At 72.9% G+C, this 26,818-nt stretch carries 24 protein-coding genes; 12 read left to right on the top strand and 12 right to left on the bottom strand.

Annotated features, from left to right (window positions below):
- Positions 1–38: 38 nt before the first annotated feature.
- Positions 39–1,001 (bottom strand): TIGR03619 family F420-dependent LLM class oxidoreductase, encoded by a 963-nt coding sequence (locus CHF15_RS00880; RefSeq protein ID WP_089221629.1) that lies wholly within the window; start codon positions 999–1,001, stop codon positions 39–41.
- 116 nt (positions 1,002–1,117) lie between these two features.
- Here CHF15_RS00880 and CHF15_RS00885 point away from each other — a divergent pair, with 116 nt between their 5' ends.
- The 3 genes from CHF15_RS00885 (at position 1,118) to CHF15_RS00895 (ending at position 2,735) form a co-directional block, all read left to right on the top strand.
- Positions 1,118–1,684 carry a helix-turn-helix domain-containing protein gene (locus CHF15_RS00885; RefSeq protein ID WP_245938611.1) on the top strand — a complete coding sequence of 189 codons (567 nt, stop codon included), beginning with the start codon at positions 1,118–1,120 and terminating at the stop codon, positions 1,682–1,684.
- A 122-nt stretch (positions 1,685–1,806) separates the two neighbouring features.
- A complete protein-coding gene (locus tag CHF15_RS00890) occupies positions 1,807–2,139 on the top strand; it encodes an antibiotic biosynthesis monooxygenase family protein (RefSeq protein WP_089221630.1) in 333 nt (110 codons plus the stop codon).
- A gap of 89 nt (positions 2,140–2,228) precedes the next feature.
- A complete protein-coding gene (locus CHF15_RS00895) occupies positions 2,229–2,735 on the top strand; it encodes an HAD domain-containing protein (RefSeq protein WP_089222150.1) in 507 nt (168 codons plus the stop codon).
- A 22-nt stretch (positions 2,736–2,757) separates the two neighbouring features.
- Here the strand turns inward: CHF15_RS00895 and CHF15_RS00900 are convergent, their stop codons facing one another.
- Positions 2,758–4,803, bottom strand: coding sequence for an MFS transporter (locus tag CHF15_RS00900; RefSeq protein ID WP_089221631.1), 2,046 nt, complete (start codon positions 4,801–4,803; stop codon positions 2,758–2,760).
- A 188-nt stretch (positions 4,804–4,991) separates the two neighbouring features.
- On the opposite strand from CHF15_RS00900, the gene CHF15_RS00905 reads away from it, so the two are divergent.
- From CHF15_RS00905 to CHF15_RS00920, 4 genes are all read left to right on the top strand, one after another.
- Entirely contained in the window at positions 4,992–5,987 is a 996-nt protein-coding gene (locus tag CHF15_RS00905) for a peptidoglycan-binding domain-containing protein (RefSeq protein WP_143681502.1), read from the top strand.
- 152 nt (positions 5,988–6,139) lie between these two features.
- Entirely contained in the window at positions 6,140–6,673 is a 534-nt protein-coding gene (locus CHF15_RS00910; protein ID WP_089222151.1) for a hypothetical protein, read from the top strand.
- 158 nt (positions 6,674–6,831) lie between these two features.
- Positions 6,832–7,494 (top strand): HAD-IA family hydrolase, encoded by a 663-nt coding sequence (locus tag CHF15_RS00915; RefSeq protein ID WP_089221633.1) that lies wholly within the window; start codon positions 6,832–6,834, stop codon positions 7,492–7,494.
- Between the two features lie 943 nt (positions 7,495–8,437).
- Positions 8,438–9,196: a Mut7-C RNAse domain-containing protein gene (locus tag CHF15_RS00920; RefSeq protein ID WP_089221634.1), complete on the top strand. Its 759-nt coding sequence runs from the start codon at positions 8,438–8,440 to the stop codon at positions 9,194–9,196.
- An 8-nt stretch (positions 9,197–9,204) separates the two neighbouring features.
- Here the strand turns inward: CHF15_RS00920 and CHF15_RS00925 are convergent, their stop codons facing one another.
- The gene (locus CHF15_RS00925; RefSeq protein ID WP_179279603.1) at positions 9,205–9,732 is read right to left on the bottom strand and encodes a hypothetical protein; all 528 of its coding nucleotides are present in this window, start codon (positions 9,730–9,732) and stop codon (positions 9,205–9,207) included.
- 263 nt (positions 9,733–9,995) lie between these two features.
- On the opposite strand from CHF15_RS00925, the gene CHF15_RS00930 reads away from it, so the two are divergent.
- Both CHF15_RS00930 and CHF15_RS00935 read left to right on the top strand, forming a co-directional pair.
- On the top strand, positions 9,996–10,667 hold the full coding sequence (locus CHF15_RS00930) for an HNH endonuclease family protein (RefSeq protein WP_089221635.1): 672 nt from the start codon (positions 9,996–9,998) through the stop codon (positions 10,665–10,667).
- A 114-nt stretch (positions 10,668–10,781) separates the two neighbouring features.
- On the top strand, positions 10,782–12,449 hold the full coding sequence (locus tag CHF15_RS00935) for an alkaline phosphatase D family protein (protein WP_089221636.1): 1,668 nt from the start codon (positions 10,782–10,784) through the stop codon (positions 12,447–12,449).
- Positions 12,450–12,508: 59 nt separating this feature from the next.
- On the opposite strand, the gene CHF15_RS00940 is transcribed toward CHF15_RS00935, so the two are convergent.
- The 6 genes from CHF15_RS00940 to CHF15_RS00965 form a co-directional block, all read right to left on the bottom strand.
- Positions 12,509–13,303 (bottom strand): ABC transporter permease, encoded by a 795-nt coding sequence (locus CHF15_RS00940; protein WP_089221637.1) that lies wholly within the window; start codon positions 13,301–13,303, stop codon positions 12,509–12,511.
- Entirely contained in the window at positions 13,300–14,289 is a 990-nt protein-coding gene (locus tag CHF15_RS00945) for an ATP-binding cassette domain-containing protein (protein ID WP_089221638.1), read from the bottom strand. Before CHF15_RS00945 ends, CHF15_RS00940 begins: the two co-directional genes overlap by 4 nt.
- A gap of 75 nt (positions 14,290–14,364) precedes the next feature.
- On the bottom strand, positions 14,365–15,207 hold the full coding sequence (locus CHF15_RS00950) for a DUF4097 family beta strand repeat-containing protein (protein ID WP_089221639.1): 843 nt from the start codon (positions 15,205–15,207) through the stop codon (positions 14,365–14,367).
- Positions 15,208–15,290: 83 nt separating this feature from the next.
- Entirely contained in the window at positions 15,291–15,809 is a 519-nt protein-coding gene (locus CHF15_RS00955; RefSeq protein WP_089221640.1) for a hypothetical protein, read from the bottom strand.
- 232 nt (positions 15,810–16,041) lie between these two features.
- Entirely contained in the window at positions 16,042–16,548 is a 507-nt protein-coding gene (locus CHF15_RS00960) for a hypothetical protein (protein WP_089221641.1), read from the bottom strand.
- 9 nt (positions 16,549–16,557) lie between these two features.
- Complete coding sequence (locus CHF15_RS00965; protein ID WP_089222153.1) at positions 16,558–17,235, bottom strand: type 1 periplasmic-binding domain-containing protein; 678 nt, start codon at positions 17,233–17,235, stop codon at positions 16,558–16,560.
- Positions 17,236–17,408: 173 nt separating this feature from the next.
- Between CHF15_RS00965 and CHF15_RS00970 the strand changes: the two genes are divergently transcribed.
- The 3 genes from CHF15_RS00970 (at position 17,409) to CHF15_RS00980 (ending at position 21,851) form a co-directional block, all read left to right on the top strand.
- Complete coding sequence (locus CHF15_RS00970; RefSeq protein WP_089221642.1) at positions 17,409–18,617, top strand: HupE/UreJ family protein; 1,209 nt, start codon at positions 17,409–17,411, stop codon at positions 18,615–18,617.
- 130 nt (positions 18,618–18,747) lie between these two features.
- On the top strand, positions 18,748–20,673 hold the full coding sequence (locus CHF15_RS00975; RefSeq protein ID WP_089221643.1) for a purple acid phosphatase family protein: 1,926 nt from the start codon (positions 18,748–18,750) through the stop codon (positions 20,671–20,673).
- Between the two features lie 71 nt (positions 20,674–20,744).
- Positions 20,745–21,851 (top strand): WxL protein peptidoglycan domain-containing protein, encoded by a 1,107-nt coding sequence (locus CHF15_RS00980; RefSeq protein ID WP_089221644.1) that lies wholly within the window; start codon positions 20,745–20,747, stop codon positions 21,849–21,851.
- A gap of 9 nt (positions 21,852–21,860) precedes the next feature.
- Here the strand turns inward: CHF15_RS00980 and CHF15_RS00985 are convergent, their stop codons facing one another.
- From CHF15_RS00985 to CHF15_RS00995, 3 genes are all read right to left on the bottom strand, one after another.
- A complete protein-coding gene (locus CHF15_RS00985) occupies positions 21,861–23,552 on the bottom strand; it encodes a TROVE domain-containing protein (protein WP_245938612.1) in 1,692 nt (563 codons plus the stop codon).
- A gap of 430 nt (positions 23,553–23,982) precedes the next feature.
- A complete protein-coding gene (locus CHF15_RS00990) occupies positions 23,983–24,498 on the bottom strand; it encodes a VOC family protein (RefSeq protein ID WP_089221645.1) in 516 nt (171 codons plus the stop codon).
- Positions 24,499–24,694: 196 nt separating this feature from the next.
- Positions 24,695–26,380, bottom strand: coding sequence for a substrate-binding domain-containing protein (locus CHF15_RS00995; protein ID WP_179279604.1), 1,686 nt, complete (start codon positions 26,378–26,380; stop codon positions 24,695–24,697).
- Positions 26,381–26,818 lie beyond the last annotated feature (438 nt).

Below are 26,818 nucleotides of genomic sequence, written 5' to 3' on the forward strand. Positions count from 1 at the left end.
CCGGCCGTGAGCACCCGATTTTCCGCCGGCACGGGTGCTCACGGCGCGCGGACGCCGAGGCGGTCGGCCGCCTCGATCACCTCACCGAGCAGCCCGAGCCACCGGTCGACGTCGGCGGCCTGGAGCCCCTCGTCGAGCCCGAGGCCCTGGCCGCCGGCGAGGTACACCTCGGTCGCACCGCTCTCGCGGGCGGCCATGAGGTCCTCGGCGACCTGCCGCGGCGATCCGCCGAGGAAGGGCCGGCCCTCCCCGATCGGTTCACGGGTCAGGGGGGTCGGCCAGGGCGCCTGGTTGACCACCATGAGGTCCCCGGGGTCGCGGCCCGCCTCCTGGGCGGCGTCGTGCAACGTGGACACGATGCCGCGCAGTTCCCCGGCCGAGGAGGTGATCGGGATCAGTCCGTCCGCGATCCGGCCGGCCCGCTTGACGGCGGCCGGCGCATTCGCGGCCAGCAGTACCGGAACGCGGGCCTGGACCGGCTTGGGGTTCACCTGCGACGGCGCGATCCGGTAGAACTCGCCTTCGTGCCGGACCGGGTCCGGGCCCCACGCGGCCCGCATGGCCGCGATGAATTCCTCCGTGCGGGCGCCCTTGCGGGCGCTCGGCACGTTCGCCGTCTCGAACTCGATGTGCTGCCAGCCCTGCCCCAGGCCGGCGACGACCCGGCCGCCGCTGAACCGGTCCAGGGTGGCGAGCCTGCGGGCGAGCATCACGGGAACGTGCAGCGGCGCCACCAGGATCGCGGTGCCCAGCTTGATGCGCTCGGTCACGGCGGCGACATGACTCAGCGTCTCCAGCGGCTCGTACACCGAGCCGTAGAACTCCGGCAGCATCGCGGGTTCGCCCCCCGTCCACAGCACGACCTTTTCGAGCGGGCGGAGCAGGCGCTCGAACGTCCACAGGGAGGAGTAACCGAGCCGTTCGGCCTCCCTGGCGACCTTGACGATGGTCTCCGGCGAGGTCTGCGGCCCGGCGGTGGGCAGTGCGAGACCGATGTCCATGGGTCCTCCAGCAGGTGGAATCGGGTTGTCGGAGATCGGCGGTCCCGACGGGCCGGTTCTGCCGGCCGGGCACGGTGGCCGTGCCCGGCCGCCTTCTTTCTTATATAGTAGAAGCTGTGTCCAATATAGTAGATCCGCTGGTCGCGCAGATCGCAGCTCGCATCCGCAGTGAACGGGAGCGGCACCGGTGGACCCTGGCCCAGGTCGCGGACGCCTCCGGTGTGTCCCGCGCGATGATCAACCGGATCGAGCGCGCCGAGAGCAGCCCCACCGCCGTCGTCCTCGGCAAACTGGCCGCCGCCTTCCAAATCCCCCTCTCCGCCCTGCTCACCCCCGCCGAGGCCCCCGGGGTGCACCGGACGGCCGACGCCGCGGAATGGCACGATCCGGCCACCGGATACCGCCGGCGCCAGATCACCGGGCCGAGGTTCCCCGCCGACATCGCCGAGGTCCACCTGCCACCCGGCGCCCGCGTGCCGTACCCGGCGGCGTCCCTGGCCTTCCAGCGGGTGGCCGTCTGGGTGCTCGACGGCCGGCTGACCTTCCACGAAGGCGATGCGGTGCACGAACTCGACGCGGGCGACTCGATCGAGATCGACGAACCCGTCCCGCACGTCTTCGCCAACACCGGAGATGCCGAATGCCGCTACGCGGTCGTCCTCACCCGCGTCGCGCAGCCGTGACCGACGCAGCCGGACGACTTGCCGTCGCCCTCGCGCTTCCCGGGCCGCCGGATGTAGGAGACTGCACGCACATGGTCCGGATCGGGCGCCCGACCGGGTCCCTTCTTGGTGAGAGGTGTCATGTGCCCAGCGTGGTAAAGATCAACGTACTGACCGTCCCGGCCGAGCAGCGCGAGGTCCTGGAGCAGCGGTTCGCCTCGCGCGCGGGCGCCGTCGAGAGCTCGGACGGCTTCGAGTGGTTCGAGCTGCTGCGCCCGGTCGAGGGCACCGACCAGTACCTCGTGTACACGCGGTGGCGCAGCGAGGAGGACTTCCGCAACTGGATGTCCGGCCCGATGCAGGCCGCGCACCGCGAGGGCGGCGAGGGCGGCGGCGAGCGCCCCAGGCCGGCCGCCACCGGATCCACGGTGTGGTCCTTCGAGGTCGTCCAGCAGGCCGCGCCGAAGCAGGCCTGAACCCGCGTGGCGCCCCGTCCCCGGGGCGCCGCCCACCGGTCGCGGAAATCGCCTTGCCGTCGGCGATCACCGGACGCCAGGCTGTGGCCATGGAAAGGCCGCTGCTCTTCCTCGACGTCGACGGGCCGCTCAACCCGTACGCGGCCAAGCCAAGCCGGCGCCCCGAGGGCTACACCACGCTGCGCGTCCCGGTTTCCGGCATCGCCTCCCGCCCGCTGCGGGTGTGGCTCAACCCCGCCCACGGCGAGGCCCTGCTCGGGCTGGGCTTCGAACTGTGCTGGGCCACCACCTGGATGGCGGAGGCCAACCACTGGATCGGGCCGGTCGTCGGCCTCCCCGAACTGCCGTACGTCGACTTCGGCGCCGCGCTGTCGGCCCACCGCCCCGACCTCGTGCACTGGAAGACCGAGGCGCTCGTGGCGTACGCCGCGGGCCGCCCCTTCGCCTGGGTCGACGACGAGCAGAGCCCCGCCGACAGGGACTGGGTCGCCGCTCACCACCCCGGCCCGGCGCTCCTGCACCACGTCGACCCGCGGGTCGGGCTGCGCGAGGCCGACTTCACCGCGCTCGCCGCCTTCGCCGCGTCACCCCGGTGACCTTCCCGGCTGTCCTGGCTGCTCACGCCGCCGGGCGGCGGGGGCCGGGGCGGTCCTGGTCCTGGCCGCACAGCTCGGTGGTCAACCGGGTGAGCAGGGCCGCCAGGTCGGCGTGGCGTTCGGGGTCCCAGTCGCCGAGGAGTTCGGCCAGCACCTTGCGCCGGGCCTCGGTGAGCAGCGCCACGACCTCCTGGCCGCGTTCCGTGAGGTACAGCGGGTTGCCGCGGCGGACGGCGTAGCGGCGTTCCTCGATCTCGAAGGCGGCGCCCTCGATGACGTTGTACGGCACCGTGGTCTGCACGGCGAGGTCGACGGGGTCCGCGGAGCCGGTGCGGGCGATGTACAGCAGCAGCCAGCCGGCGGCGGGCTGCAGGCCGAGGCCGGTCAGCTCGGTGATCCGTGCGTACAAGTCGCGGCGGGCCTCGCGGCTGCCGAGGACGCTCAGGCCGCGGGCGATCTCGTCGAGGGAGGAGCGGTCGACGGGGTTGGTGCCGATCGTCTCGCTCGCGTCGGGCACGGTGACCGTGCGCCGCAGCGGCTGCTCCTTCAGGAACCAGGCCAGGACGAAGGCCAGCGCGCAGACCGGCACCGCCCACAGGAAGACGCTGGTGATGGCGGTGGAGTAGGCGTGCAGCACCGGGTCGCGCAGGGACGGCGGGAGCTGCCGCACACCGCGCGGATCGGACTGGACCATGGCCGGGTCGAAGCCGGGCGGCAGGGTGAGCCCGGTGAGGGCGGCGGTGATCCCGCGGGCGAGGTTGCTCGCGAAGATCGCGCCGAAGATGGAGACGCCGAAGGCCGCCCCGATGGAGCGGAAGAAGGTGGCGCCGGAGGTGGCCGCGCCCAGGTCTGCGTAGCCCACGGCGTTCTGCACGGCGAGGATCAGCACCTGCATGACCAGGCCGAGCCCGAGGCCGAAGACGAGCAGGTACACGCTCAGCACCCAGACCTCGGTGGTCTCGTCGAGCCGGTGCAGCAGGAACAGCCCGAGGATCGTGACGGCGGTCCCGGCGATCGGGAAGACCTTGTAGCGGCCGGTGCGGGAGACGATCTGGCCGGAGGCGGTGGAGGCCACCAGCATGCCCACCACCATCGGGATCATGTGCACGCCGGACCAGGTCGGCGAGTAGCCGTGCACGACCTGCAGGAAGGTCGGCAGGAAGGTCAGCGAGCCGAACATGGCGAAGCCGATGACGAACGAGATCACCGAGCACAGCCAGAAGGTCCGGATGCGGAACAGCCGCAGCGGCAGCACGGGTTCCTCGGCCCGCCGCTCGACGAGGACGAAGAGCCCGACCAGCAGCGCGCCCAGCACCGCGAGCCCGACGACCTGCCAGGAGCCCCAGGCCCAGGTCGTACCGCCCAGTGACGTCATCAGCACCAGAGCGGTCGCCGCGGCCGCCACCAGCACCATGCCCCGGTAGTCGATGCGGTGCGTGGTCCGCCGGACCGGGATGTGGAGCACGGTGGCGATGACGGCGAGCGCGACGATGCCGAGGGGGAGGTTGACGTAGAACACCCAGCGCCAGCTGAGGGTGTCCACGAACAGCCCGCCCAGCAGCGGACCGAGCACGCTGCTCGCGCCGAACACCGCCCCGAACACGCCCTGGTAGCGCCCCCGGTCGCGCGGCGGCACGATGTCGCCCACGATCGCCATCGACAGCACGATCAGCCCGCCGCCGCCGAGGCCCTGCAGCGCGCGGAAGGCGATGAGTTCGCCCATGCTCCGGGAGAGGCCGCACAGCGCGGAGCCGATCAGGAAGATCACGATGACGGACTGGAAGAGCTTCTTCCGCCCGTACATGTCGCCGAGCTTGCCCCACAGCGGGGTGGCGGCGGTGGAGGCCAGCAGATAGGCGGTGACCACCCAGGAGAGGTGCTTGAGGCCGCCCAGGTCGCTGACGATCGTCGGCAGCGCGGTGGAGACGATCGTCTGGTCCAGGGCGGCGAGCAGCAGACCGAGCGCGAGCGCGCCGATCGCGACGTACACGGCCCGCTTGTCGGTCACCTCCGCCGGGCCGTCCGCCGTGGCCCGCCCCCCTGGGGCAGCGGTGTCGTCCTGCGCCATAGGGACTCGTTCCGCTCGGGTACCGGGGGCTCCGATACCGCGTTCACGTCACTTCTTTATAAATATTCACACCCTTTCCACGAGATTGGCTCCGTTTGTACGACCGTCGGGGCCGGAGGCGCCTGGGCAGCGGGCCGCCGCGGTCTGCATAATCACTGCGTCTGTCAGGGGATGGGGAGGGGGCGCCGGTGGCGTCTGACAAGCCGGGGTCACCGGCTTCGCAGGAGGAGCACGAGTACGAGTCACTCCGGGTGCGGCCGTACGTGCCGGGACCCGAGGACTACGCGGACGAGCCCGTCCCGGCCGCCGTGTCGGCGGGGGCCGCGGAGGCCTTCCCGCCGCAGGCCGCGGATGATCCGCCGACCGCGCCCATGGCGCCCGTGCCTCCCATGCCGCCGGAGGGGGCCGGCGGGGCGGCGGGGCAGGAGGAGGACACCGACCTCATCGACCTCGGCACGGTCTCCTCGGACCGGCTGCTGCCGGTGCCGGTGGCCGCCACGTCGCGTGACCTCGTGCCCTACCCCTCCCGTGCCGAGGGCCGGCGCCGCGCGGGGGCCCATCGCCGCCGCCGCGGCGCGCTCGTCGCGGGCGCGGGCATCGGGGCCGTCGGACTCGCCGTCGGCGCGGTCTTCCTGACCGCCCAGCTGACCGGCATACCGGACCGCACCGAGGCGGCCCCCGACCGGGGCGCCTCCGAGCCCGCGGTGGAACTGCCCTCCTCCGCGCGGCCCTCGGCCTCGGCCTCCGCCTCGCGCTCGGCCTCACCCAGCGTCAGCCCGTCCACGCTCGCCTCCGCGAGCGCCTCGGCGTCGGCCACGACCGGCGCGCCGACGCCCAGCGTCAGCGCGTCCCGGCCGACGGCCTCCGCCAGCGGCCAGGTCTCCCAGGCGCCCAGTTCGCCGCCCCCGCCGGCCCCGCCCGTGACGCTGCAGCGCGGCGACACCGGTCCCGCCGTCGTGGACCTCCAGAACCGCCTCAAGGCGGTACGGCTCTACTACGGCCCCTCGGACGGCGACTACAGCCGGAAGGTGAGCGACGCCGTCGCCCGCTTCCAGTTCTTCAACGGGGTCAAGGGCGACCCGCAGGGCGTCTACGGGCCCAACACCCGTGCGGCCCTGGAGGCGAAGACCGGCACCACGCCGGGCGACGACGACAACAACGGCAACGGAAACGGCTGGGACTGACCGGCCGCCGCATCCCGCGCACGGCGCCCGCCCGGGACCCGGTCCCGCGGCGGGCGTTGTCGTGCCCGGCCTTCCGGGCGCTCCGGCAGGATGGGGGCGTGGCGATCGACGACTTCGGGCCGAGGGGCTTCCAGCTCGTACTGCTGCGGCGCATGGCCGACCACCGGCCCGAACTGGTGGAGGAGGCGCTGCGCACGCTCGGGGCGAGCCGTACCGAGATGCGGGAGGCGAACCGCCGCTGGCAGGCCTGGGGGCACGCCAGGGGCTTCCCGCGCGGCGAGCGCCGCTACCGTGCGGTGCTGGGGCCGCCCGAGGCGGTGCTCAGGCGGGCGGTGGGGGATCTCACGTGCCCGGCGCTGCTGTGGCCGGTCCCGCTGTGGCCGACCCTGCGCTTCGAGGTGCTGTGTGCTCCGGGCGGCGGGGCGGTCTGGAACGAGTGGCTGGTCCGCGCCCCGGGGGAGCAGGGGCCGCGGCTGTCGGACCTCGACGACCTCACGCCTTGGTCTTGCACCGTCGACGAGGTGGCCCGGGCCTTCCCGCCGGCCCGGCCGCTGGAGGGCGACGCCCCCACCCGCTGGCGGCTGGAGTTCACCGACCCGCAGGCCCCGCCCGGGGCCGCCCGCCGGAGCGCCGGCTTCACCTACGGACTGCTGCAGTACGTGGACGGGACGGGCGCCGCGCCGTGAGGCCGGCGGGGCGCGGGCGGGCCCCGTCGCCGGCCGCGTCACGGCACCCCCCCTGGCGGAACCACCGCACGGTTTTGTATCGTGTAGGAACAAAGTGGTTCCGCCCGTTTCCCCTGACCGGCGGGCGGGCCACTTGCTTGTACGTCCGAGGGAGTTCCATGCTGTCGCCGTCCACCGTCGTCCCCGCCCGCGCTCTGCTGCTGGACATGGACGGCACGCTGGTCAACTCCGATGCCGTGGTCGAGCGCTGCTGGCGCCGGTGGGCCGCGGCGCACGGGCTCGACGGCGACGCGGTGATGAAGGTCGTCCACGGCCGCCAGGGCTACGCCACGATGGCAGTTCTGCTCCCGGACCGCCCGATGGCGGAGAACCACGCCGACAACGCCCGCATGCTCGCCGAGGAGACCGCCGACGTCGACGGCGTGGTCCCGGTCGAGGGCGCCCCGGCCTTCATGGCCGCCCTGCAGGGCCGCCCGCACGCCCTGGTGACCTCCGCGGACGACGCCCTCGCCCGGGCCCGCATGGGTGCCGCCCGCCTCCCGCTGCCCGCCGTCATGGTCACCGCGGAGAGCGTCAGCGCCAGCAAGCCGGACCCGGAGGGCTTCCTCAAGGGCGCCGCCGAACTGGGCTTCGGCCCCGAGGACTGCGTGGTCTTCGAGGACTCCGAGGTCGGTATCGCGGCCGCCAAGGCGGCCGGTATGCGCGTGGTCGGCGTGGGCCCCCGTGCGGCGGCCCACGAGCCGACGGTTCACGTGGACACCCTTGCGGAGGTCCGCGTCGAGGTCGCGGCGGACGGGGCGCTGCTGCTGCACGTCGGGTAGCGCCTTCGGCGCCCGGACCGGGGTGCGTTCTTGTGTGCCGGTCCGTGGTTGTGTGCGGGTGCGTTGCGCCTGCGGGCGGCTGCGCCGGGCTGCCCGGTGGGTGTGTGCGGGTTGTTTGCGCCTGCGGCGGGCTGTCTCCCGCCCTCCCTCCCTCCCCCAGCCTTCGGCCGGGGGGACCCCCATCCGGCGCGGTCAGTGCGGGTCCCGCAACGTGTGCCTGGGTCGGGGCCGCGCCGGCGCGCTCCCCCAGCCTTCGGCCGGGGGGGACCCCCAGAACGCTCGCGGTTTACCCCTGCATCATTCGGCGCTGGGTCCGCCGCTCGTCTCCCCCAGCCTTCGGCCGGGGGGACCCCCATGGGCGCACCCCGCCACACCCCCTCCGGTGGTGTGGGCGCATGACGGCCGGTGGGGGGTGATGGGGTGCGCCCCTCCCCGGATCGCTGGGAGCTGCCCTCAGCTGGGGTCCCCGGCCGGAGGCCGAGACGGGGTGCGCGCCGTGGCGGGGGCGTCATCCGCCCGAGTGCCCCGAGCCCTTCTGGTCCGCAGTGCGCCTGATGGCCGTGGGCGTCCAGTAGGGCGCGTGCGGCAACCCCGGACCGCTCTCACCCCATCCGGCCGTTGGTCGCCCGACGATACGGAGGGGGCGGGGTCGGAGGGGTGGGCGTTCTGGACGCTGACGTGTATTTGTTGTGCGGCACAGACGGCACCGACCTGGACCGCCCGCCATGCACATAAATATGCGGTACAGAATGCCCAGCCCCGGAGGCCCCGACCCCGGCCCACCACGAACCGCGCGAGGCCCGCACCAACCGCCCGGGCAATCGGGAGGGCGGGCGGGGAAACAGCCCGCCGCAGGCGCAAGCAACCCGCACACAACCACCGGCCGCAACCACGGAACCCCCCGGCCAACCCGCCAGGGTGACATCCTGGCGGGGTGAGCGTCTTGAACGGACCCGAGATCGGCATCAGCTTCGCCTCCGCGCTGCGGCTCTTCGCCGCGGCCCCACGACGGGAGGGGCGGACGACCGTCGTCACCGACGGGGTGTCCACCCTCGGGCACGTCGTGGAGTCGCTCGGGGTCCCGCTCACCGAGGTCGGCCGGTTGCTGGCCGACGGCCGCGAGGTCCCCGTCTCGTACGTGCCGGCCGCCGGCGACCACGTGGAGGTCGAGCCCGTCACCCGGCCGCAGTCGGTGCCGGGCGCACCCCTGCGCTTCCTGCTGGACGTCCATCTGGGCACGCTCGCCCGGCGGTTGCGCCTGCTGGGGGTCGACGCCGCGTACGAGAGCGAGGACATCGGCGACCCCGCGCTGGCCGCCCGGTCGGCCGCCGAGCGCCGGGTGATGCTCTCGCGCGACCGCGGCCTGCTGCGCCGCCGGGAGCTGTGGGCGGGCGCGTACGTCTACAGCGACCAGCCCGACGAGCAACTGCGCGACGTGCTCGGCCGGTTCGCGCCCGCCCTGGAGCCCTGGACGCGCTGCACGGCGTGCAACGGGCGGTTGCGGGAGGCCGACAGGGAGGCGGTCTGGGAGAAGCTGGAGCACGGCACCCGGCGCAGCTACGACGTGTTCGCGCAGTGCGCCGAGTGCGAGCGCCCGTACTGGCGCGGCGCGCACCACGCCCGGCTCGAGGCCATCGTCCGTGACGCGGTGACCGAGTTCGGTGCCGCGCAGGCCGCCCCGCACGGCCGGCTCGCCGACTGAACGACGGCTTACAACCGGTCGCCGATGCGGACCGGCGCCGGGGGGTGCGGCCCGCCGCCGTCCTTGATGTCCTGCTCGCAGGTTCGCCTGTCGTAGGACCGGTCGTTGGGTATCAACAGCACTCCGGCAACCTGCTCGGGGTGCCCGACGGCGAGCCAGTCGGTGCCGGTGGGGTCGCCGTTCGGTCCGAACGCCTGGGACGCGGAGACCGTCTGACACCCCAGCGCCACGCGCTCCTCGTCGACCGCGCAGGCTTCCAACACGGGGTCGGATCCCCCGTCGGCGCCGTCGAAGCGGTAGCGGAAGCGGACCCGGTCGCCTTCGGAGGGCACCTGCGGGTGGGGCTGGAGGCGCCAGCCGACGACCTCGGCGGTGACGCCGAGAGGCTGCCCGTACGTGTCCTCGACCCGCACCCTGACTCCGGCCTCACCGCGCTCCGCGGTCGTGTCGGTGCAGCCCCAGGGGAAAGAGCAGCCGGACAGGGCGAGAATCACCAGAGCCGACGTGACTCCGGCACGCAGCCGTGCGGGGAACACCCGGGTGACCTCCAGTCGGGGCGGAGCGGGGCAGTGTATCCCGGCTCGCCGGGCTTCTGACGCTCCGGCACATACGCCCACCGCGTCCGGTCCGTAGGGGAATCGGCCCGCGCGTGGGGCGGATCCGGTGCGGTCCGACCTCTAGACATGACGTGTCCATGTCGCCAACCTGTTACCTGCCGCTTGTCCCGCAGAAACGTCCCAGCAGAAGGATGGCCAGCGGTTTCAGCGGCCAAACACCCCCACAGCAAAGGGAGTTCCCTATGTCCCGGATACGCAGTGCTCTCGCGCGGCGCAGTGTCTACGCGCGTCGACGCCTGGGCTTTCTCATGGCTCTCACCAGCCTGTTCGCCGGCTTCGCGACCCTGAACGGCTCCGCCGCCCAGGCGGCGCTCCCCACCCCCGTCAGCGCGGCCACCGCCCGCACCTACCTGGCCTCGCTCAAGGTGGCCACCGAGAACCGCACCGGGTACAACCGCGACCTCTTCCCCCACTGGATCACCATCAGCGGCGCCTGCAACACCCGTGAGACCGTGCTCAAGCGCGACGGCAGCGGTGTGGTCACCGACTCGGCCTGCGCCGCCACCAGCGGCTCCTGGTACTCCGTCTACGACGGCGCCACCTGGAGCGCCGCCTCCGACCTCGACATCGACCACCTCGTGCCGCTCGCCGAGGCCTGGGACTCCGGCGCCTCCGCCTGGACCACCGCCAAGCGCCAGTCGTTCGCCAACGACCTGACCCGCCCGCAGCTCATCGCCGTCACGGACAACGTGAACCAGGCCAAGGGCGACCAGGACCCGGCCACCTGGATGCCGTCGCGCACCGCCTACGCCTGCACCTACGTCCGCGCCTGGGTCCAGGTCAAGTACTACTACGGCCTGTCGGTCGACTCCGCCGAGAAGAGCAAGCTCAGCAGCGTGCTCAGCGGCTGCTGATCCCGCGTCCCGGCTCCGCCCCGGCCGCCGGGACCACGGCCGGGGCGCGGTCGGGAACTCACGCCTTCCCTCCGACGTCCACAACTCACGACGACGGAGGGAAGGCCGACCGCCATGGCACAACTGCGCCTGGGCCCGCTGCTGAGGTACGTGGACGAGGACACGGCCACCGTGTGGGTCGAGGCCGACCGCCCCGCCACCGTGACCGTCGTGTGCGACGACGGGGCCGACGGCACCGAGCACACCTGGCAGATCGCCGGCCACCACTACGCGATCGTCACCGTGGGCGGGCTGCGCCCCGGCACCACCACGGCGTACCGCGTCCTCCTGGACGGGCAGCAAGTCTGGCCGCTGCCCGACTCCCCGTACCCGCCGAGCACCATCCGCACCGCGGCACACGACGGCGAAGGGGACGCAGAGGCGGACGGACGGCCGCTGCGCGTCGCGTTCGGCTCCTGCCGCTGGGCGGCACCGCCCCCGGACGAGCCCGACCCCCTCGGCCCGGACGCACTGGACACCCTGGCCCACCACATCGCCTCCGGCGACGCGCCCCGCCCCGACCTCCTGCTGCTGCTCGGCGACCAGATCTACGCCGACGAGACCTCCGCGGCCACCCGCCGCTGGCTCGCCCGGCGCCGCGACCTGAACGAGCCGCCCTGGGACCAGGTCGCCGACTACGAGGAATACACCCACCTCTACTACGAGTCCTGGCTCGACCCGGACATCCGCTGGCTGCTGTCCACCGTGCCCAGTTGCATGATCTTCGACGACCACGACGTCATAGACGACTGGAACACCTCCCACACATGGCGCAACACCATGCGGGAGACGGCCTGGTGGCACGAACGCGTCACCAGCGGCCTGACCTCGTACTGGGTCCACCAGCACCTCGGCAACCTCACCCCCGCCGAACTCGCCGCGGACAAGCTGCTCGCGGCGGTACGCGCGGCCGACGACGGCACCGAGACCCTGCGCGCCTTCGCCGCCCGCGTGGAGGCCGACCCGGCGCACACCCGCTGGAGCTACCGCCGCGACCTCGGGCGCACCCGCCTGCTGATGGTCGACTCGCGTGCCGCCCGCGTCCTGGACGAGCACGAACGCGCCATGCTCGACCCGGAGGAGCTCGACTGGCTGCGCCAAAACGCCCGCCCCGACGGCAGCTTCGACCACCTGCTTGTCGGCACCTCCCTGCCCTGGCTCCTCCCGCACGCCGTCCACGCCGCCGAGGCCTGGAGCTCCGCCCTCTGCCGAGGCAGCCGCGGCCACCGCTGGACCCACCGCGGCGAACGCCTGCGCCAGGCCGGAGACCTCGAACACTGGTCGGCCTTCCCCGACTCCTTCGACGACCTCGCCGGGATCCTCACCGACGCCGCCGACGGTCCCGAGGCCCCCGCCACGATCTGTGTCCTGTCCGGCGACGTCCACCACGCCTACACCGCCGAGGCCCACCGCTCCGGCACGCCCCTGCGCTCGCGGCTGCTGCAACTGACCTGTTCCCCCGTCCACAACACGATCCCCGGCTACATGCGGCTCGCCTTCCGCTTCGCCTGGACCGGCCCCGCGCGCCTCATCGGCCGCGTCCTCACCCGGCACGGCCGTGCCGACGCCCCCGCGCTGAGCTGGCGCAAACTGGACGGCCCCTGGTTCGGCAACCAGCTCATGACCCTGACCCTGCGCGGCCGCGCCGCGGCGCTGCGGCTCGACCAGACCCGTGCGCCGAAGGGGGCTTCGCAGCGGGCGGCGCTGGTGACGGTGATGGACACGCACCTCACGACGGACTGACCCACGGCAGGAGGGCCCGCGGGGAACGCGGGCCCTCCTGCCGTGGTGCGCTTACGGGATCAGAACCTGCTGGTGCTGTTGAACTTCGCGGTCGCCCACAGGTACCCGAGGACGGTGAGGCCGACACACCAGGCGGTGGCGATCCAGCCGTTGACGCCGATCGGGGTGCCGAGGAGGAGGCCGCGGAGGGTCTCGATGGCGGGGGTGAAGGGCTGGTACTCGGCGACGGGCCGGAACCAGTCGGGCATGGCGTCGAGGGGGACGAAGGCGCTGGAGAGGAGCGGGAGGAGGATCAGGGGCGTGGCGTTGTTGCTGGCGGCCTCGGCGTTGGGGCTGACCAGGCCCATGCCGACGGCGATCCAGGTCAGCGCGGTGGCGAACAGGACCAGGAGGGCGAGGGCGGCGAGCCATTCCAGGGGCGTGGCGCCGGTGGAGCGGAAGCCGATGGCGACGGCGACGGCGCCGACGAGGACGACGCTGACGACGGACTGCAGGACGCTGCCGACGACGTGTCCGACGATCACGGAGCCGCGGTGGATGGCCATGGTGCGGAAGCGGGCGATGATGCCCTCGCTCATGTCGTTGGAGACGGAGACGGCGGTGCCGATGGTGGTGCTGCCGATGGTCATCAGGAGCAGGCCGGGGACGAGGTAGGCGATGTAGGCGGAGCGGTCGGGGGTGCCGCCGCCGATGCCGGCGCTCATGGTGTCGCCGAAGACGTAGACGAACAGCAGGAGCAGCATGATCGGGGTGAGCAGGAGGTTCAGGGTGAGGGAGGGGTAGCGGCGGGCGTGCAGGAGGTTGCGGCGCAGCATCGTCGAGGAGTCGCGCAGGGCGAGGGACAGGGTGCTCATCGCAGGGCCTCCGTGGGCTGGTGCGGGACGCGGGTGTCGTTGCCGGTGAGGGCGAAGAAGACGTCGTCGAGGTCGGGGGTGTGGACGGTCAGTTCGTCGGCGTGGACGGCGGCGGTGTCGAGCCGGTCCAGGAGGGCGCGCAGGGCGTGCTGGCTGCCGTCGTTGGGGATGTGCAGGGTCAGCGCGTCGTCGTCGCCGGTCGCGGTGGGCAGGGCGGTGGCGGCGTCGCGGTAGGCGGCCGGGTCGGTGAAGCGGAGGCGGACGTGTCCGCCGGGGATGAGGCGCTTGAGCTCTTCGGCGGTGCCCTCGGCGGCGATGGTGCCGTTGTCGAGCACGGCGATGCGGTCGGCGAGTTCGTCGGCCTCGTCGAGGTACTGGGTGGTGAGGAGGACGGTCACGCCGGTGGTGACGAGTTCGCGGATGATCTGCCACATGGTGTGGCGGGAGCGGGGGTCGAGGCCGGTGGTGGGTTCGTCGAGGAAGATGATGCGGGGCCTGCCGACCAGGGTCATGGCGATGTCCAGGCGGCGTTTCATGCCGCCGGAGTAGGTGGAGGCGGGCTTGCCGGCGGCGTCGGTGAGGTCGAAGCGCGCCAGGAGTTCGGCGGTCACCCGCCTGCCCTCGCTCCGGGACAGGTGGTGCAGGTCCGCCATGAGGAGCATGTTCTCCTCGCCGGTGATCAGCCCGTCGACGGCGGAGAACTGGCCGGTGACACCGATCGCCGCGCGTACGGCCTGCGGTTCGGTCGCCAGGTCGTGGCCGGCGACCTGCGCCTGCCCGCCGTCGGCGGTGACGAGCGTGGACAGGATCTTCACGGCCGTCGTCTTGCCCGCACCGTTCGGACCCAGCAGCGCGAACACGGAACCGGCGGGGATGTACAGGTCGATGCCGTCGAGGACGGTCTTGTCGCCGAAGGACTTGCGCAGTCCGACGGCGGAGACCGCGGCCGGCGACGCGTGGCCGTCGTGCTTCCTGGGCGTGGGCATGACAGATGAAGGCATGGGGCCCTCCGATCGAAGGCTGGAGTGGGTGGGGGACGGGCGAGGTCGGCGTCGTGCGGCTCAGACCTGGGCGCGGTGGATCTCGATGTTGCCCCAGCGGGTCCTGGCGTGGACCTCGACGGTGTCCTCGGTCTTCTGCGGGGGTTCGGAGCCGGCGAGCGTGTTGCGCACCTGTCCGCGCTCGGAGCTGACGTCCAGCCAGGCGGCCGTGCCGTCGCGGACGCCGATCTCGATGGCGCCGTACGAGGTCTCCAGCCGGACGGCGCCGCGGGCGACCTCGGCGACGCGCAGGTTGCCGTGGGCGACGGTGGCCGTGACCGAGCCCTCGGCGCGCGCGATGTCGACGTTGCCGTGCGCTCCGCGCACCCGAAGCTCGCCGAGGGCGGCGCCGACGGTCGTGGTGCCGTGCGAGTTCTTCATGTCGGCGGGGCCGTCGATGGTGCCGACGCGCAGGCTGCCGGAGCTGGTGGTGATCTCGGCCGGACCCTCGACCCGATCCACGGTGACCGTGCCGTGGGAGGCGGTCAGCTGCAGCGGGCCGGTGGTGTCGAAGCGCACGTCGTTGGACGAGGTCTTCACCCGGACCTCGCCGAGCCGGCCCTCGCCGAGCACCTGGGTCCAGGAGCCGGTCACGTCGACGCCCGAGCCCGTGGGCAGCTCGACCGTCACGTCGACGACGCCGCTGGGCCCGATGAGGAAGCGCTCCTTCGTCCTGACGGTCAGGACACCGCTCGCGTAGGTGACCTCGGTCTGCTCGGCGGCCCGTACGTCCTTGTCCCGTTTCGGCTCGCGCGGCCGCACCTCGACGACGGTGTCGGCGCGGTCGCCCGCGGCGAACCGGATGGAACCGGCGCCCACGTGGGCGGTGACCGAGATCGGTCCGGGGGTGTCGAAAGTAGGCATGGCTGTCCCGTCCTTCTGAGTCCTTGGGTCGTCCCCGCTGGTGGGACGTGGTGTGGGTGAAGTGGGGCGCGGTGCGGGCGCGGTTAGCGCACCCAGCCCCGGAAGCTCTGTCCGGTGGTGCGGGCCTTCTCCGTCGCCCGCGGCTGGGGCGCGCCGTCGACCGCGGCCGACACGGCGCGTACCAGCCACGCGTTGACCGACAGGCCCTCGCGGCTCGCGGCCTCCTCGGCGCGGGTCTTGAGGTGCGCCGGCAGGCGCAGGTTGACGCGGGCGGTGCCGCCCTCGTCGCCCTCGGCCGGGGCGGGGGTCCTGAGCGGTTCGACGGGCGCGGCGCCCGACTCCGCGGGGCCGCCGCCGGTGGGCGGCAGCGTCACCACGAAGTCGGGGTCCAGTCCGCGAAGCCGTACGTCGACCGAGCCGGGGGCGAGTTCGCGGGTGATCTCGTCCATCGCCGCGGAGAGCACGTTGAGCATGGTCAGGCGGGTCGCCGACTCCAGGGGAGCGGTGAGCCGCTCGGCCAGCTCGCGGGCTTCCTCCCCGCCGGCTTCGGCGGCCACCGCGAGTTCGCGGCGGAGGGTGTCGACATACGGGGTGAGGTCCATGACGCCATCATGGCACCACTATGGCGCCATGCGCAAGCCCCCGCGGTGCCATGTGGGGCGCGGGTGGGTTGTTTGGTGCTCTGAGCTGGGAATATGCAGTGGTGGCAGCCTGAGTCACCGTGGTGCCATGCGGGCCGGATACGCCATCCGTGGTGCGATGTGGCGCCAGCTGGCACCAGATGGCACCGAGTGGCATCACGTGCTGCCATGTGGCGCCACCACGGGCGCGCGATCAGCCCGCGCGCTCCGAGGCGACGGCGCTGCGCACGGGCGTGGCCCGCCACATGGCGGCCAACTGCGGATAGGACTGGATCAAGCGGAGCGTCTCCGCGAGCGCGGCGGTCCTGGGCGCACCGATGGCGTGGTGGTCGAATCCGGTGTCCTGGAGGCCCAGGTCGTCCAGTTCGGCCCAGGCCGGATCCTCGGCGAAGCAGAGCTGCAGCTCCACCTTCCAGTACTCCGGTTGCCGGTGGGCGGAGTCGCCGTCGCCGCCGGTGTCCCGGACCGCGAGCAACCGCCCGAACGAGAGCGCGGGCAGGTCGTCGTTCCAGTCCCACCGGCCCCATTCGACGATGAAGCCGTCGCCGTCGGCCTCCATGACTCCGTCGACCTCGACGGCCAGGAATTCGGCGAACGCATCCCAGGCCGCGCCGACGTCGTGGACGGCGTCCGGTGCGGCGTCGTGGCGGCGCAGGGTTTCGGCCAGGGCATCGGCGGCGGATCGCCAGGGGACGGACACCGGGGGATGCTAGCCCGCGTGCTCGTCCAGCCAGAGGACGATCCCGGTCACGCCGCCCAGCACGGCCGCGACGCCCGCGCGGATCGCCGCGGCGCAGCGGGCGGGGGTGAAGGTGGCGGGGTCGTACGTCGAGGACATGCCGAGGCCCTCGCCGCGGAACGACGCGCCGGACCAGTCGACAGCGGTGACGTTGGCGGTGGGCTCGGCCAACTCCGCGCCCACCACGAGGAACTGCTGGGAGAGGTGGTTGGGGGTGACCGTGGCGAGGGGGTCGATCAGGGTGTTGCCCGCGCTGACGATGAGGTCCGCGTGCATGTCCAGGGCCCGGGTGACGGTGGGCAGGAGGTCGGCGGGGTGGTCGGCGACGACCTTCCTGAGGTCGACGTGCTCGGCCTCGGCCCACTCCTCCACGGCGGCCACGAGCCGCTTGGTCGGGCGGTCGTCGCCCGAGGTGAGCAGGACGACGCGGTAGCCCTTCGAGGGGTGGACCCCCGACCAGGATCCGGGCCGCGGGGTGGCGGTGGCCTCGGGGGCGGGCGGGGCGGCGCGGTCGACGAAGCCGGGGCCGGGCGTTCCGACGGCGCTGGGCCGGGGATGCGGTTCCGACCAGTCGTCGCCGGAGCCGCATCCGGTGAGCAGCGCGGCGGCCGCGGCCAGGGTGGCGGCGGCCCGAAGCGGGGGGCGCAAGGCGATCGACCTCCGGGTGGTGACGGGTGGTGCCGCCCCCATCCTGCAATCCGTCCCGCTTCGACTCCATCCGCGGGGGCCTGTTCTCGAACTTGTTTTCGCACGATTCGCCGACCGGCCGGTTCCGGTTCACCCATGACGTGCACCGTGCAGTGGCAACCTGAAGGAGCCACATGTCACATCGCCTCCGCCGCACCCTCGTCGGGATCACCGCGGCGGTGATCGCCTTCCTCGGCCTCGGGCAGCAGTCCGCGTTCGCGCACGGGTTCACCTCGACGGTGTACGCGGACGTCGCCCCGGCCGACGGGGGCCGCATACGGACCACCCTGGAGCTCGAGTACGACCTCTTCGTCGTGTCCGCCGCCGACTACCAGCACGACGACGCCCTCTTCCGTGAGGGGACCGCCGCGTTCGACGCCGGCGACTCCGCCGCGCAGGCCGCGGCGCTGGAGGCGCACGCGAAGTCCGCCGTCGCGTACGCCAGGGACCGCTTCACGGTGGCCTCGGACGGCAAGGCCTGCACCGCGACCCCGGCCGGCGGCTTCACGATGGGCAGCCGGGAGGGCGTGCCGTACGCCACCCTCCGGCTGGACTGGAACTGCCCGCAGGGCGAGGACCGCGAGGTGCGCAGCGGACTGTTCCCCGACTCCGAGGGCTACGTCAAGGGCACCAAGACGATCGTCACCTACGCGCTCGACGGCGGCTCGGGCAGTGCCGCGCTCGACGCCGAGCACCCGTCCTTCTCCCTTGGCCAGTCCTGGTACGAGCGGTTCTGGGAGTTCTTCCGGCTCGGCGCCGAGCACCTGCTGACCGGCATCGACCACATCCTGTTCCTGCTCGCCCTGATCGCCGGTTCGCGGCGGCCGCGCGAGATCGTGCTGGCGGCCACCAGCTTCACCCTGGCGCACTCGGTGACGTTCATGCTCGCCGCGCTGGGCGCGGTCGACGTGCCCGCGCGGATCGTGGAGCCCGTCATCGCGCTGTCGATCGCCGTGGTCGCCGGCTGGTACCTGTGGCGGATCTGGCGGCGCGGCGACCACGCGACCGAGCTCGAGGCGCCCGGGCAGGGGCACTTCAGCCTGGACCGGGCCGGCTGGACCCGCCTCGGCGTCGTGTTCTGCTTCGGCCTCGTGCACGGCCTGGGCTTCGCGGGCGCGCTGGGGATCGACGAGGCGTGGTCGTGGACGCTGCTGTGGTCCCTGCTGGTGTTCAACGTGGGCATCGAGGCGGTCCAACTGGCCATCATCGCCCTCGTCTTCCCGCTGCTCATCGTGCTGCGCCGCCGCTCGGCGCGGGCCGGGCTGTGGGCCACGGGCGGGATATCGGCAGGGGTGTCCGTGATGGGGCTGGTGTGGTTCGTGCAACGAGTGTCCGGATTCTGAGACTCCGTCCAGGGCTCCTGCGTTGTTCAACTATCACGTAGCTCGCATTTATGTTCGCTTTACCTGCCGAGGTGAGCGTGGGGTTCTCCACTCGATGCACACGATTCGTGCACAGAAGGAAAAGACAAACATGAGATCGAGCAACTCCTCGCGGACCCCCGGGTCCGCGCGGCGCCGTGTGGCCACCGGGGCCACCGCGGCGTTCCTCGGCCTGACGGTTGCCCTCGGCAACGGGCTGGTGACCCAGGCGTCCGCCGCCGACACCGCCACCCTCAGCGGCATCGTCCTCGGTGTCGGCGCCAACGAGACCCAGCGCACCGTGACCTGGTACTCCTCCGCCGACACGGCGCAGCAGATCCAGGTCGCCCCGACCGCGCAGGTGACCGACGGCCAGTTCCCGGCCGGCTCGGCCACCTTCGACGCCATCGGCGCCGCGAACATCGCCACCAGCGGCGGCTTCAACCGCCACGCGACGATCACCGGCCTGAAGGAGAACACCCAGTACTCCTACCGCGTCGGCAGCGAGGGCAACTGGTCCACCGCGTACTCCTTCAAGACGCAGGACTTCGAGGGCGAGTACGACTTCCTGTTCTACGGCGACCCGCAGATCGGCTCGTCGGGCAACCTGGCGAGCGACCAGGCCGGCTGGCAGGACACGGTCGACGTCTCGCTGCGGGCCAACCCGAACGCCGAGATCCTGGTGTCGGGCGGTGACCAGGTCGAGACGGCCAACACCGAGTCCCAGTGGAACTCCTTCCTCGCGCCCGACGGACTGCGCCAGTACCCGTGGGCCGCCACCATCGGCAACCACGACGTCGGCGGCAAGGCCTACGAGCAGCACTTCACCACCCCGAACACCGACCGCTCGGCCCCGTACTACGACAACGGGAACCCCGCGGGCACCAAGTCGGGCGGTGACTACTGGTACATCTACAAGGACGTGCTGTTCATCGACCTGAACAGCAACAGCTACAACTCCGCCAACGGCGGCGGTGACGCGGCGCACGTCAACTACGTGACCGACGTCATCAACAAGCACGGCAACGAGGCCAAGTGGAAGGTCCTCGTCTACCACCACGCCATCTACTCGCCGGCCTCGCACGCCAAGGACGGCGACAACAAGCTGCGTCGTACGGACTTCCCGACGACCTTCTCCAAGCTGGGGGTGGACCTGGTCCTGCAGGGCCACGACCACAGCTACTCCCGCAGCTACCTGATCAAGAACGGTGAGAAGGAGAACCCGGCCGAGCAGCCCGGCGCCTCCGACGTGTACCCGGGTCCCGGCGGCGTCCTCTACGTGACGGCCAACTCCGCCTCGGGCTCGAAGTACTACGACATCACCAAGCCGGACAGCAGCGGCACCAGCGGCGCGGGCAACGGCGCCGACCCGCTGAACCCGGACAGCTACTGGTACAACTCGGTTCAGAACCAGGAGCACGTCCGCACCTACGTCAAGGTCCAGGTGCGCAACGACAAGCTCGTGGTCGAGAACATCCGCAGCGCCGCCAACGGCCCCGACCAGCCGGTCGGTTCGCACGTCGACGACGTCACGGTGCACCCGTACCACGGGGACAAGCAGGACCTGCAGGTCGACGTCCCCAACCCGGCTCCGGGCGAGTTCGGCTGGACCATCGACGGCTACAACGGCCTGGTGGACCTCGGCACGGCCAAGGAGGAGAACGGCGACCACTTCGTCGCGGGCGGCAAGATCAACCCGATCCTCGTCTCCGACAGCCGCCGTTCGCTCGCCCCGTGGTCGATCTCGGCCAACGTGGGTGACTTCAAGGACGCCGACAAGACGTTCTCCGGCTCCTACCTCGGCTGGACGCCGTACGTCCTGGACGGCGGCGCCGGTGCCAAGGCCGGCGACCCGGTGACCTCGGGCTACGACGACCACGGCCAGGGCCTGTCCGTCTCGCGCGGCCTCGGTTCCGCCGAGCAGGGCCACTCGCGGGGCTCCGCCAAGCTCGGCGCCGACCTGGATCTGAAGATCCCGGACAGCGTCGAGAAGGGCGGCTACCGCGCCACCCTCACGATCACTGCGCTGAGCAGCTGACCGTACCCGTTTGACGGCGGGGCAGGCACCGTCGGTGCCTGCCCCGCCTCCCGCTCCAGGAGAACCCCGACATGCTCCCGTCCGCACCGCGCCGCACGACGCCCTTCGCCCGCACCGCCGTCCTGGTCCTGCTCGCGGCCCTCGCCCTCGTGGGCCTCCACGCGGGCCCCGCCCGGGCGGCCGACGGCGACGTCACCTGGACGGTCAGGACGGCCGCGAACGGGTTCGGCGGCGACCGGTCCAGCTACAGCTACTCCGCGAACCCCGGCGGACAGGTCAAGGACGCCATGGTGGTGGCCAACCGCAGCACCACCCCGCTGCGGCTCGCGCTCTACGCGTCCGACGGCTACACCACCGACACCGGGCAGCTCGACCTGCTCACCAAGGACAAGAAGTCCGTCGGGATCGGCGCCTGGGTCCACGCCGACCGCGACAGCGTCGTCATCAAGCCCGGCAAGACCGCCGAGATCCCCTTCACCGTCACCGTCCCGGACAACGCCACCCCCGGCGACTACGTCGGCGGCATCCTGACCTCGCTCAAGCAGTCCGACGAGGCCCAGGGCATCAACGTGGACCGGCGCCTGGGCATCCGGGTCAAGCTGCGCGTCAGCGGCGCGCTCAAGCCGAAGCTCGCCGTCGAGGACCTCCACGTCGACTACAGCGGCCCGGCCAACCCCTTCGGCACGGGCGACGCCACCGTCACCTACACGATCCACAACACCGGCAACGCGATGCTTTCGGCACGCCAGTCCGTCTCGGTGGCGGGCCCGTTCGGATGGCTGCGGGCGAAGGCCGGCGACATCGCCGCTCCGCCGGAGCTGCTGCCCGGGGAGAGCTGGAAGGTGAAGGTGCCCGTCCACGGCGTGGCACCCGCGGTCAGCCTGACCGCCACCGCCACCCTCACCCCGCTGCTCACCGACGCGTCGGGCTCCATCAACCCCCTGGACCCGGTCGAGGCCACCGCCCACGGCTGGGCCGTGCCCTGGATCCTGCTCCTGCTGCTCGTCCTCCTCGCCGCGGCCGTCGCCGCCGCGATCGTCCTCGGGCGCCGCGGCCGCGCACGACGCAAGCAGCGCGAGGACACCCGGGTACGGGACGCCGTGGAGAAGGCACTCCGCGGGCAGGACGCGCAGCCGACGCAGCCGGAGAAGCCGACGCAGCCGGAGCAGAAGGCCTGACCAGGCCGGTCAGTCCCTGACGACGGCGGGGTCCCAGGGCCACGAGGCATCCCGCCCGGCCTCCAGGAGCGGGACCAGCCGGAACGCCGCGTCGCCGAGGCCGCCGAAGGTGTGCCGGTGCGGCCCGGTCGCGCCGTGGCCCATGGCGTACCCCGCCAGGTTCCACGTGTAGACCGGGACGTGCCTCGGGACGGCGGCCAGCGGGTCGCCCAGCGGCGACCAGAAGGCCTGTTCGTCGGTGACCACGACCACCCGGTCGTGCCCGGCGTAGTGCCGGGTGACCGCGGCGGCGGTGTTCGTGCCGCCGAGGTCGCCGAACCGGTCCAGCGCCCGCAGGACGGACTCGTCCCGCGCCGGTTCGACGCGCAGGCTGGCGGTGCCGAACTGGACGAGGTCGGCCCGTTCGGCCCGCATCGCCAGCGCGGTGCCGAAGATCGCGGCGGAGTCGGCCCGGTTGAGCTCGGTGTCCGCGCTCGGCCGGTCGAACATCGAGCCCGACCGGTCGACCAGGACCAGCGTCCGGCCGGGCAGCGCGGGCACGTTCGCCAGCGAGTGCCCGAGGGCCGTCTCCAGGGCTTCCTCCCACCGCCGCGAGGGAACGTTGCGGTGCGCGGCCAGGTAGCGGAACGGGAACTGCCGGGAGCGGAGCACCTCGGCGGGGTCCGAGATCCGGCGGGCCACCTCGGCGGCCGCCTCGTCGCCGATCCCGGCGAGATCGAAGTTGCGCAGGTTGCGGACGAGCGCCATCGCCCCCATCGAGGGGATCACGGCCTCCCACACCGCGGCGTCCAGCGGCCCCTGCAGCCAGCCCGCCAGCGCCTCCCAGGTCATCCCGGCCGCGGCCAGCCGCTCGGCCCCGTCCGCCCCGGTGACCAGCGCGTACCGCCGCTCGAGCGGTACGGAGAGCAGCGCGTGGTGCGCGGCGAGTAGCGGTTCCCCGGCCGGCGGTACGGCGCGGTCCGGACGGTGCCGCCGGTCCAGCGCGTACCGGAACAGCCCGCCCTGCCACGGACGGCCGGGCGCGGGGGCGGGGTGGGTGAGCTCCAGCACGTCACCGAAGCGGAAGGCGTGCGAGGCGGTGTCGAACTTGAGCAGCGCGCGGCCGGTGTAGAGCCGGCGCACCGCGTCCGCGACCCCGCGCTTGAGCGGCTGCGGCAGCTTCCGCCCGTACCGGGAGGTCCAGTACGCCAGCAACTCGCCCGGCTCGTCGGGGCGTTGCAGCACGGCCTCGACGGCCTGCCGGGAGGAGCCGGCGGCCTTGGCGTCCAGCCGGCCGCGGACGAACTCGGCCGCGCCGACCACCGCCGCCGTTCGTATGTGGGCCTGCGTGCGGAGCCAGCGCAGCAGACCGAGAGTCCACTGCGGGTCCTCGACGGCGAGTTGCCGCACCAGCCGGACGTAGCGCTCGTCGCGGGACCCGGCGTCCTCGTAGAAGCTGCTCTGACCGGCCATGTGGGAGACGGCGAGCAGGAACAGCTCTGCCTTCGGCTCCCGCGCGTACCCGGCGCCCGCCTCGTGGTTGAGGCCGGGCGGGGGGAACACCGTCCGGAACACGGCCCGTGCGGACCGGGGAGGCGCCACGACCCAGCGGCCGTGCGTGGAGAGCGGGGAGGTGGCACCGCCCGCGGTGACGCCCGGCATCTCGGCCCGGATCTCCTCCCTGGCCTCGGTCTTGGCCCGCTGACGGTTGAACCGGGTCATGCAGATGTCCCCCTGGCGGGTGGCGGTCGGAGGGCGCGCGGCGGGAACACACGCGCGGCACGGAACACGCGCGATCAGGGGCATCGCCTGACGCACGCGAGAACGCCGCCTCCCGAGATCAGGGGTGTGCACCGGTGGGTACTTTTTTCGCAGGAAGTAACCGGGGCACGGCGCATCGGAAGGCGTCGGACCGGGACGCTACCGGGCCCGGCGCGCCGGCGCATCCGAATTAACGCGGCGGCGTCGCGCGGCGATTCCGCCCCGCGCGCTCTCCACCGACGCGATGGCGCACGGGAGTTGTTCGCGGCCTCCCCGGCGGTTCGAACTCGGCGTTCCCGCCGCGGGGTTGGAGCGATACGCGGGCGCCGGGCCCGCGGCCGTCGGGCGGTCCTCCGCCCCCGGCCGGTGCCCGGCGCCCGCATCGTTCGTGTCAGAGGATGTACTCGCCGAGGGCGTAGCCCTTGGGCTCCGTGATCAGTTCGATCCTCAGCCCGTTGGGGTCGGCCAGGAACATGCTGTCCGCGACCTCGGTCGGGAAGACCGCGTACGCGATGCCCTGCTCGTCGAGGCGTGCCTTCACGGTGGCGAAGACCTCGGGTGTGACGGACAGCGCGACGTGGTGGCCGCCGCCGACCGTCTCCGCGTAGTCCGGGTGGGGGTGGCCCGGGAAGTCGAAGAAGGCGAGCATGTTCTCGCCGCCCATGTCGAAGAAGAAGTGCGTCGACCCGCGGTAGTCCCGGTTCTCGATCAGGTCCACCAGCGGGAGTCCGAGGACGTCCCGGTAGAAGAGGATGGTCTCCTCGACGTCCCGGGCGATGAACGCGGCGTGGTGGACACCGAGCGTCGTGGGCGCGGGGCGTTCCCCGGCCGGGAGGAGGTAGCGGTCCCTCAGCTCCGCCTGACGCTCCAGGATCGCCTGCAGTTCCTCGCCGTGCGGCTGTGCCATGGTCGTGACTCCTCATCCTGCGGACTGCGCGGAGTGCGCGGGCTGCACGGGCGGGCCCCCGGGCGACGGTGCGGGGCCCGCCCTGCTCCATTTGTGCTTGACGCGTCAACCGAACTTAGAGGTATTTATTTGACACGTCAAGGACGAGGAGGGCGGCCGGGGACGGACGGCCGCCGCCGCCCGTCCCCGGCCGCGGTCAGATGACGGTGAGCGTCAGGACCGACGTGTAGGTGCCGGGCCGTGTGCCGGTCGGTGCGTCGAGGTCCAGCCTGGCCCCCACGTCCACGGTGCCGGGACCGGACCCGGTGGCCAGGGTCCGGGCCCGCCCCAGCCCGTCGCCGTCGCCGGCGGGGACCGGGGGGCCCGCCGTGACCTCCCGGATGTTCCCGGGATCCACGACCACGGGAGCCCAGGTCAGGCTGCTCGCGGGGATGCCGGCGCCGGCCGGGCCCGCGAAGTCGCCGGCCTGGCCGGAGGCCGTCCAGCCGACGTTGCCGGGACGGCTGTCGGTGACGGTGACCGGGGTCATCGGCCCCGAGGTGTGCAGGTGCTCGCCCGACGGGTCGGGCACCGGAGCCGGCAGCACGACGTGCGGGCTGCCCTCGATCGAGATCACCAGCGCCCCGGGCTCCACGGTCGTCACGATCGACTGCTCGTGCCCGCCCGGGGCCGTGCTCCCGCACGCGGGGACGCCCACCCGGTCGCACGCCCGCGGCTGCGGAGCGCCGCGCAGCGCCGCGGCGGCCGAGGCGGCACAGCCCGACGTGTCCACGTCGCCGGGCACGGCGCCGGGGATGCGCGCCGTGGTGCGCAGGCCGTCCCCGACCAGGTTCGGCGGCAGGGGGCTGTTGCCGAGGTACGTCGAGGTGTCCTGGTCGCACAGCGCGAGTGAGGCGAGCGAGGCGAGCGTCCGCCCCTTGGCCGTGGAGAAGTAAGTGCCCGTCGCCGTCGGGACGATCAGATGGGCGACGATCGGCAGGGGATACGTCCGTGGATCCGGGTCGGTGTACGCGTCGCCGGTCCTGACGAAGCCGGACGGGTCGGTCGCCGCCCTCGCCAGCCCCGCCGTCACCCCGCCCTGCGTGGGGGAGGTGTAGAAGCCCGCGTGGTTGAGCACCCTGGCCATCACCGTGCGCCCGGACTGCGCGTAGCTGGACTCGGCATACGTGATCGCGCCGTCGGACCCCGGCCGCGAGACGTAGCCGGTCACGCCGTTGGAGCCCGCCACGGCCACGTCCCCGGGGGCCGTCGGGAACAGCGAGGTCGTGCCGCAGCCGGCGCCGCGCCCGGCCGCCGCGCAGTAGGCGCCCCACACCGCCGGCTGCCGGTCGGCCAGCCACTGGGTCAGCGCGGCCGTGGTGCCGCTAGCGTCGGCGCGGACGACCGGGACGACCGGGGTGGCGGGCAGCCGGGTCCCCGGGTTGTCCGCGCGGATCGCCGGGTCGTCCCACCGGGTGATGGTCCGGGTGAAGATCCCGGCGACCGTCGCGGACGACAGCCGCAGGTCCGTGACGGGCTCGCCGTCGACCCGCAGGTTGTAGTGGAGGCCGAGGGCGCCCGCCACCACCGGCACATAGGCGAAGGGCCTGGTGGGCGGCTTCTCGGTCACCCCGCCCTCGGTCAGGCCGTACGGCAGTTCCGACACCGCGTAGTCCAGGATGCCGTACCCGAACTGTTTCCGCCCCTCGGCCGAACCGAGGCCGCTGTAGGCGACGATGCCGTGTCCGGAGGCCGCCATGGCGTACCGCCACTCGTCCATCGGGTTCAGCGCCCATGTGGAACCGGCCCCGGCCACGGGCGTGCCCGCCGCCGCGCGCGCCGGGAGCGCGGTGCCCAGGGCGACCAGGAGCAGCGCCGCCGCCGAGACGACGGCCCCCCTCATCCGGCCGCGTGGGCGCGTCCGCGGGCAACCACCCCGTACCGCCGCCCGGTTCACTCGTGCCACGTCCGGTCCCCCTCCCGCGGCACGGCGCTCCGGTCCGCACCCGCACGTCCGCGCGATCCCCGGCCCGGGCCTCGATCGCATCGCGCAAGAGTGCGCGTCGCGCCGCAACCCGGCGCGACGGGGGGATGAAGGACGAACGAACGCGCCGTCACGTCACCGGCGTCGGACACGGTGGATCGCGTGCCGCGGCCGACGGCGGCACGGGTACGGCCGGCGGCCACGGAGGGTGACACCGGACCCCTTGCCATGGCCATGGGATGCTCGTGCGTGACCGCCCTCCCGGGCGGCCCGAAGATTTCCGGCGAGCCGGTCACACAGGCTCTGACCTGCGGAAAAGCAGCCCCGATGACGCTGCGTCGCGGCGCTTTCTTTTGA

The organism is Actinacidiphila glaucinigra (genome assembly GCF_900188405.1).
GTDB classification, from domain to species: Bacteria; Actinomycetota; Actinomycetes; order Streptomycetales; family Streptomycetaceae; genus Actinacidiphila; species Actinacidiphila glaucinigra.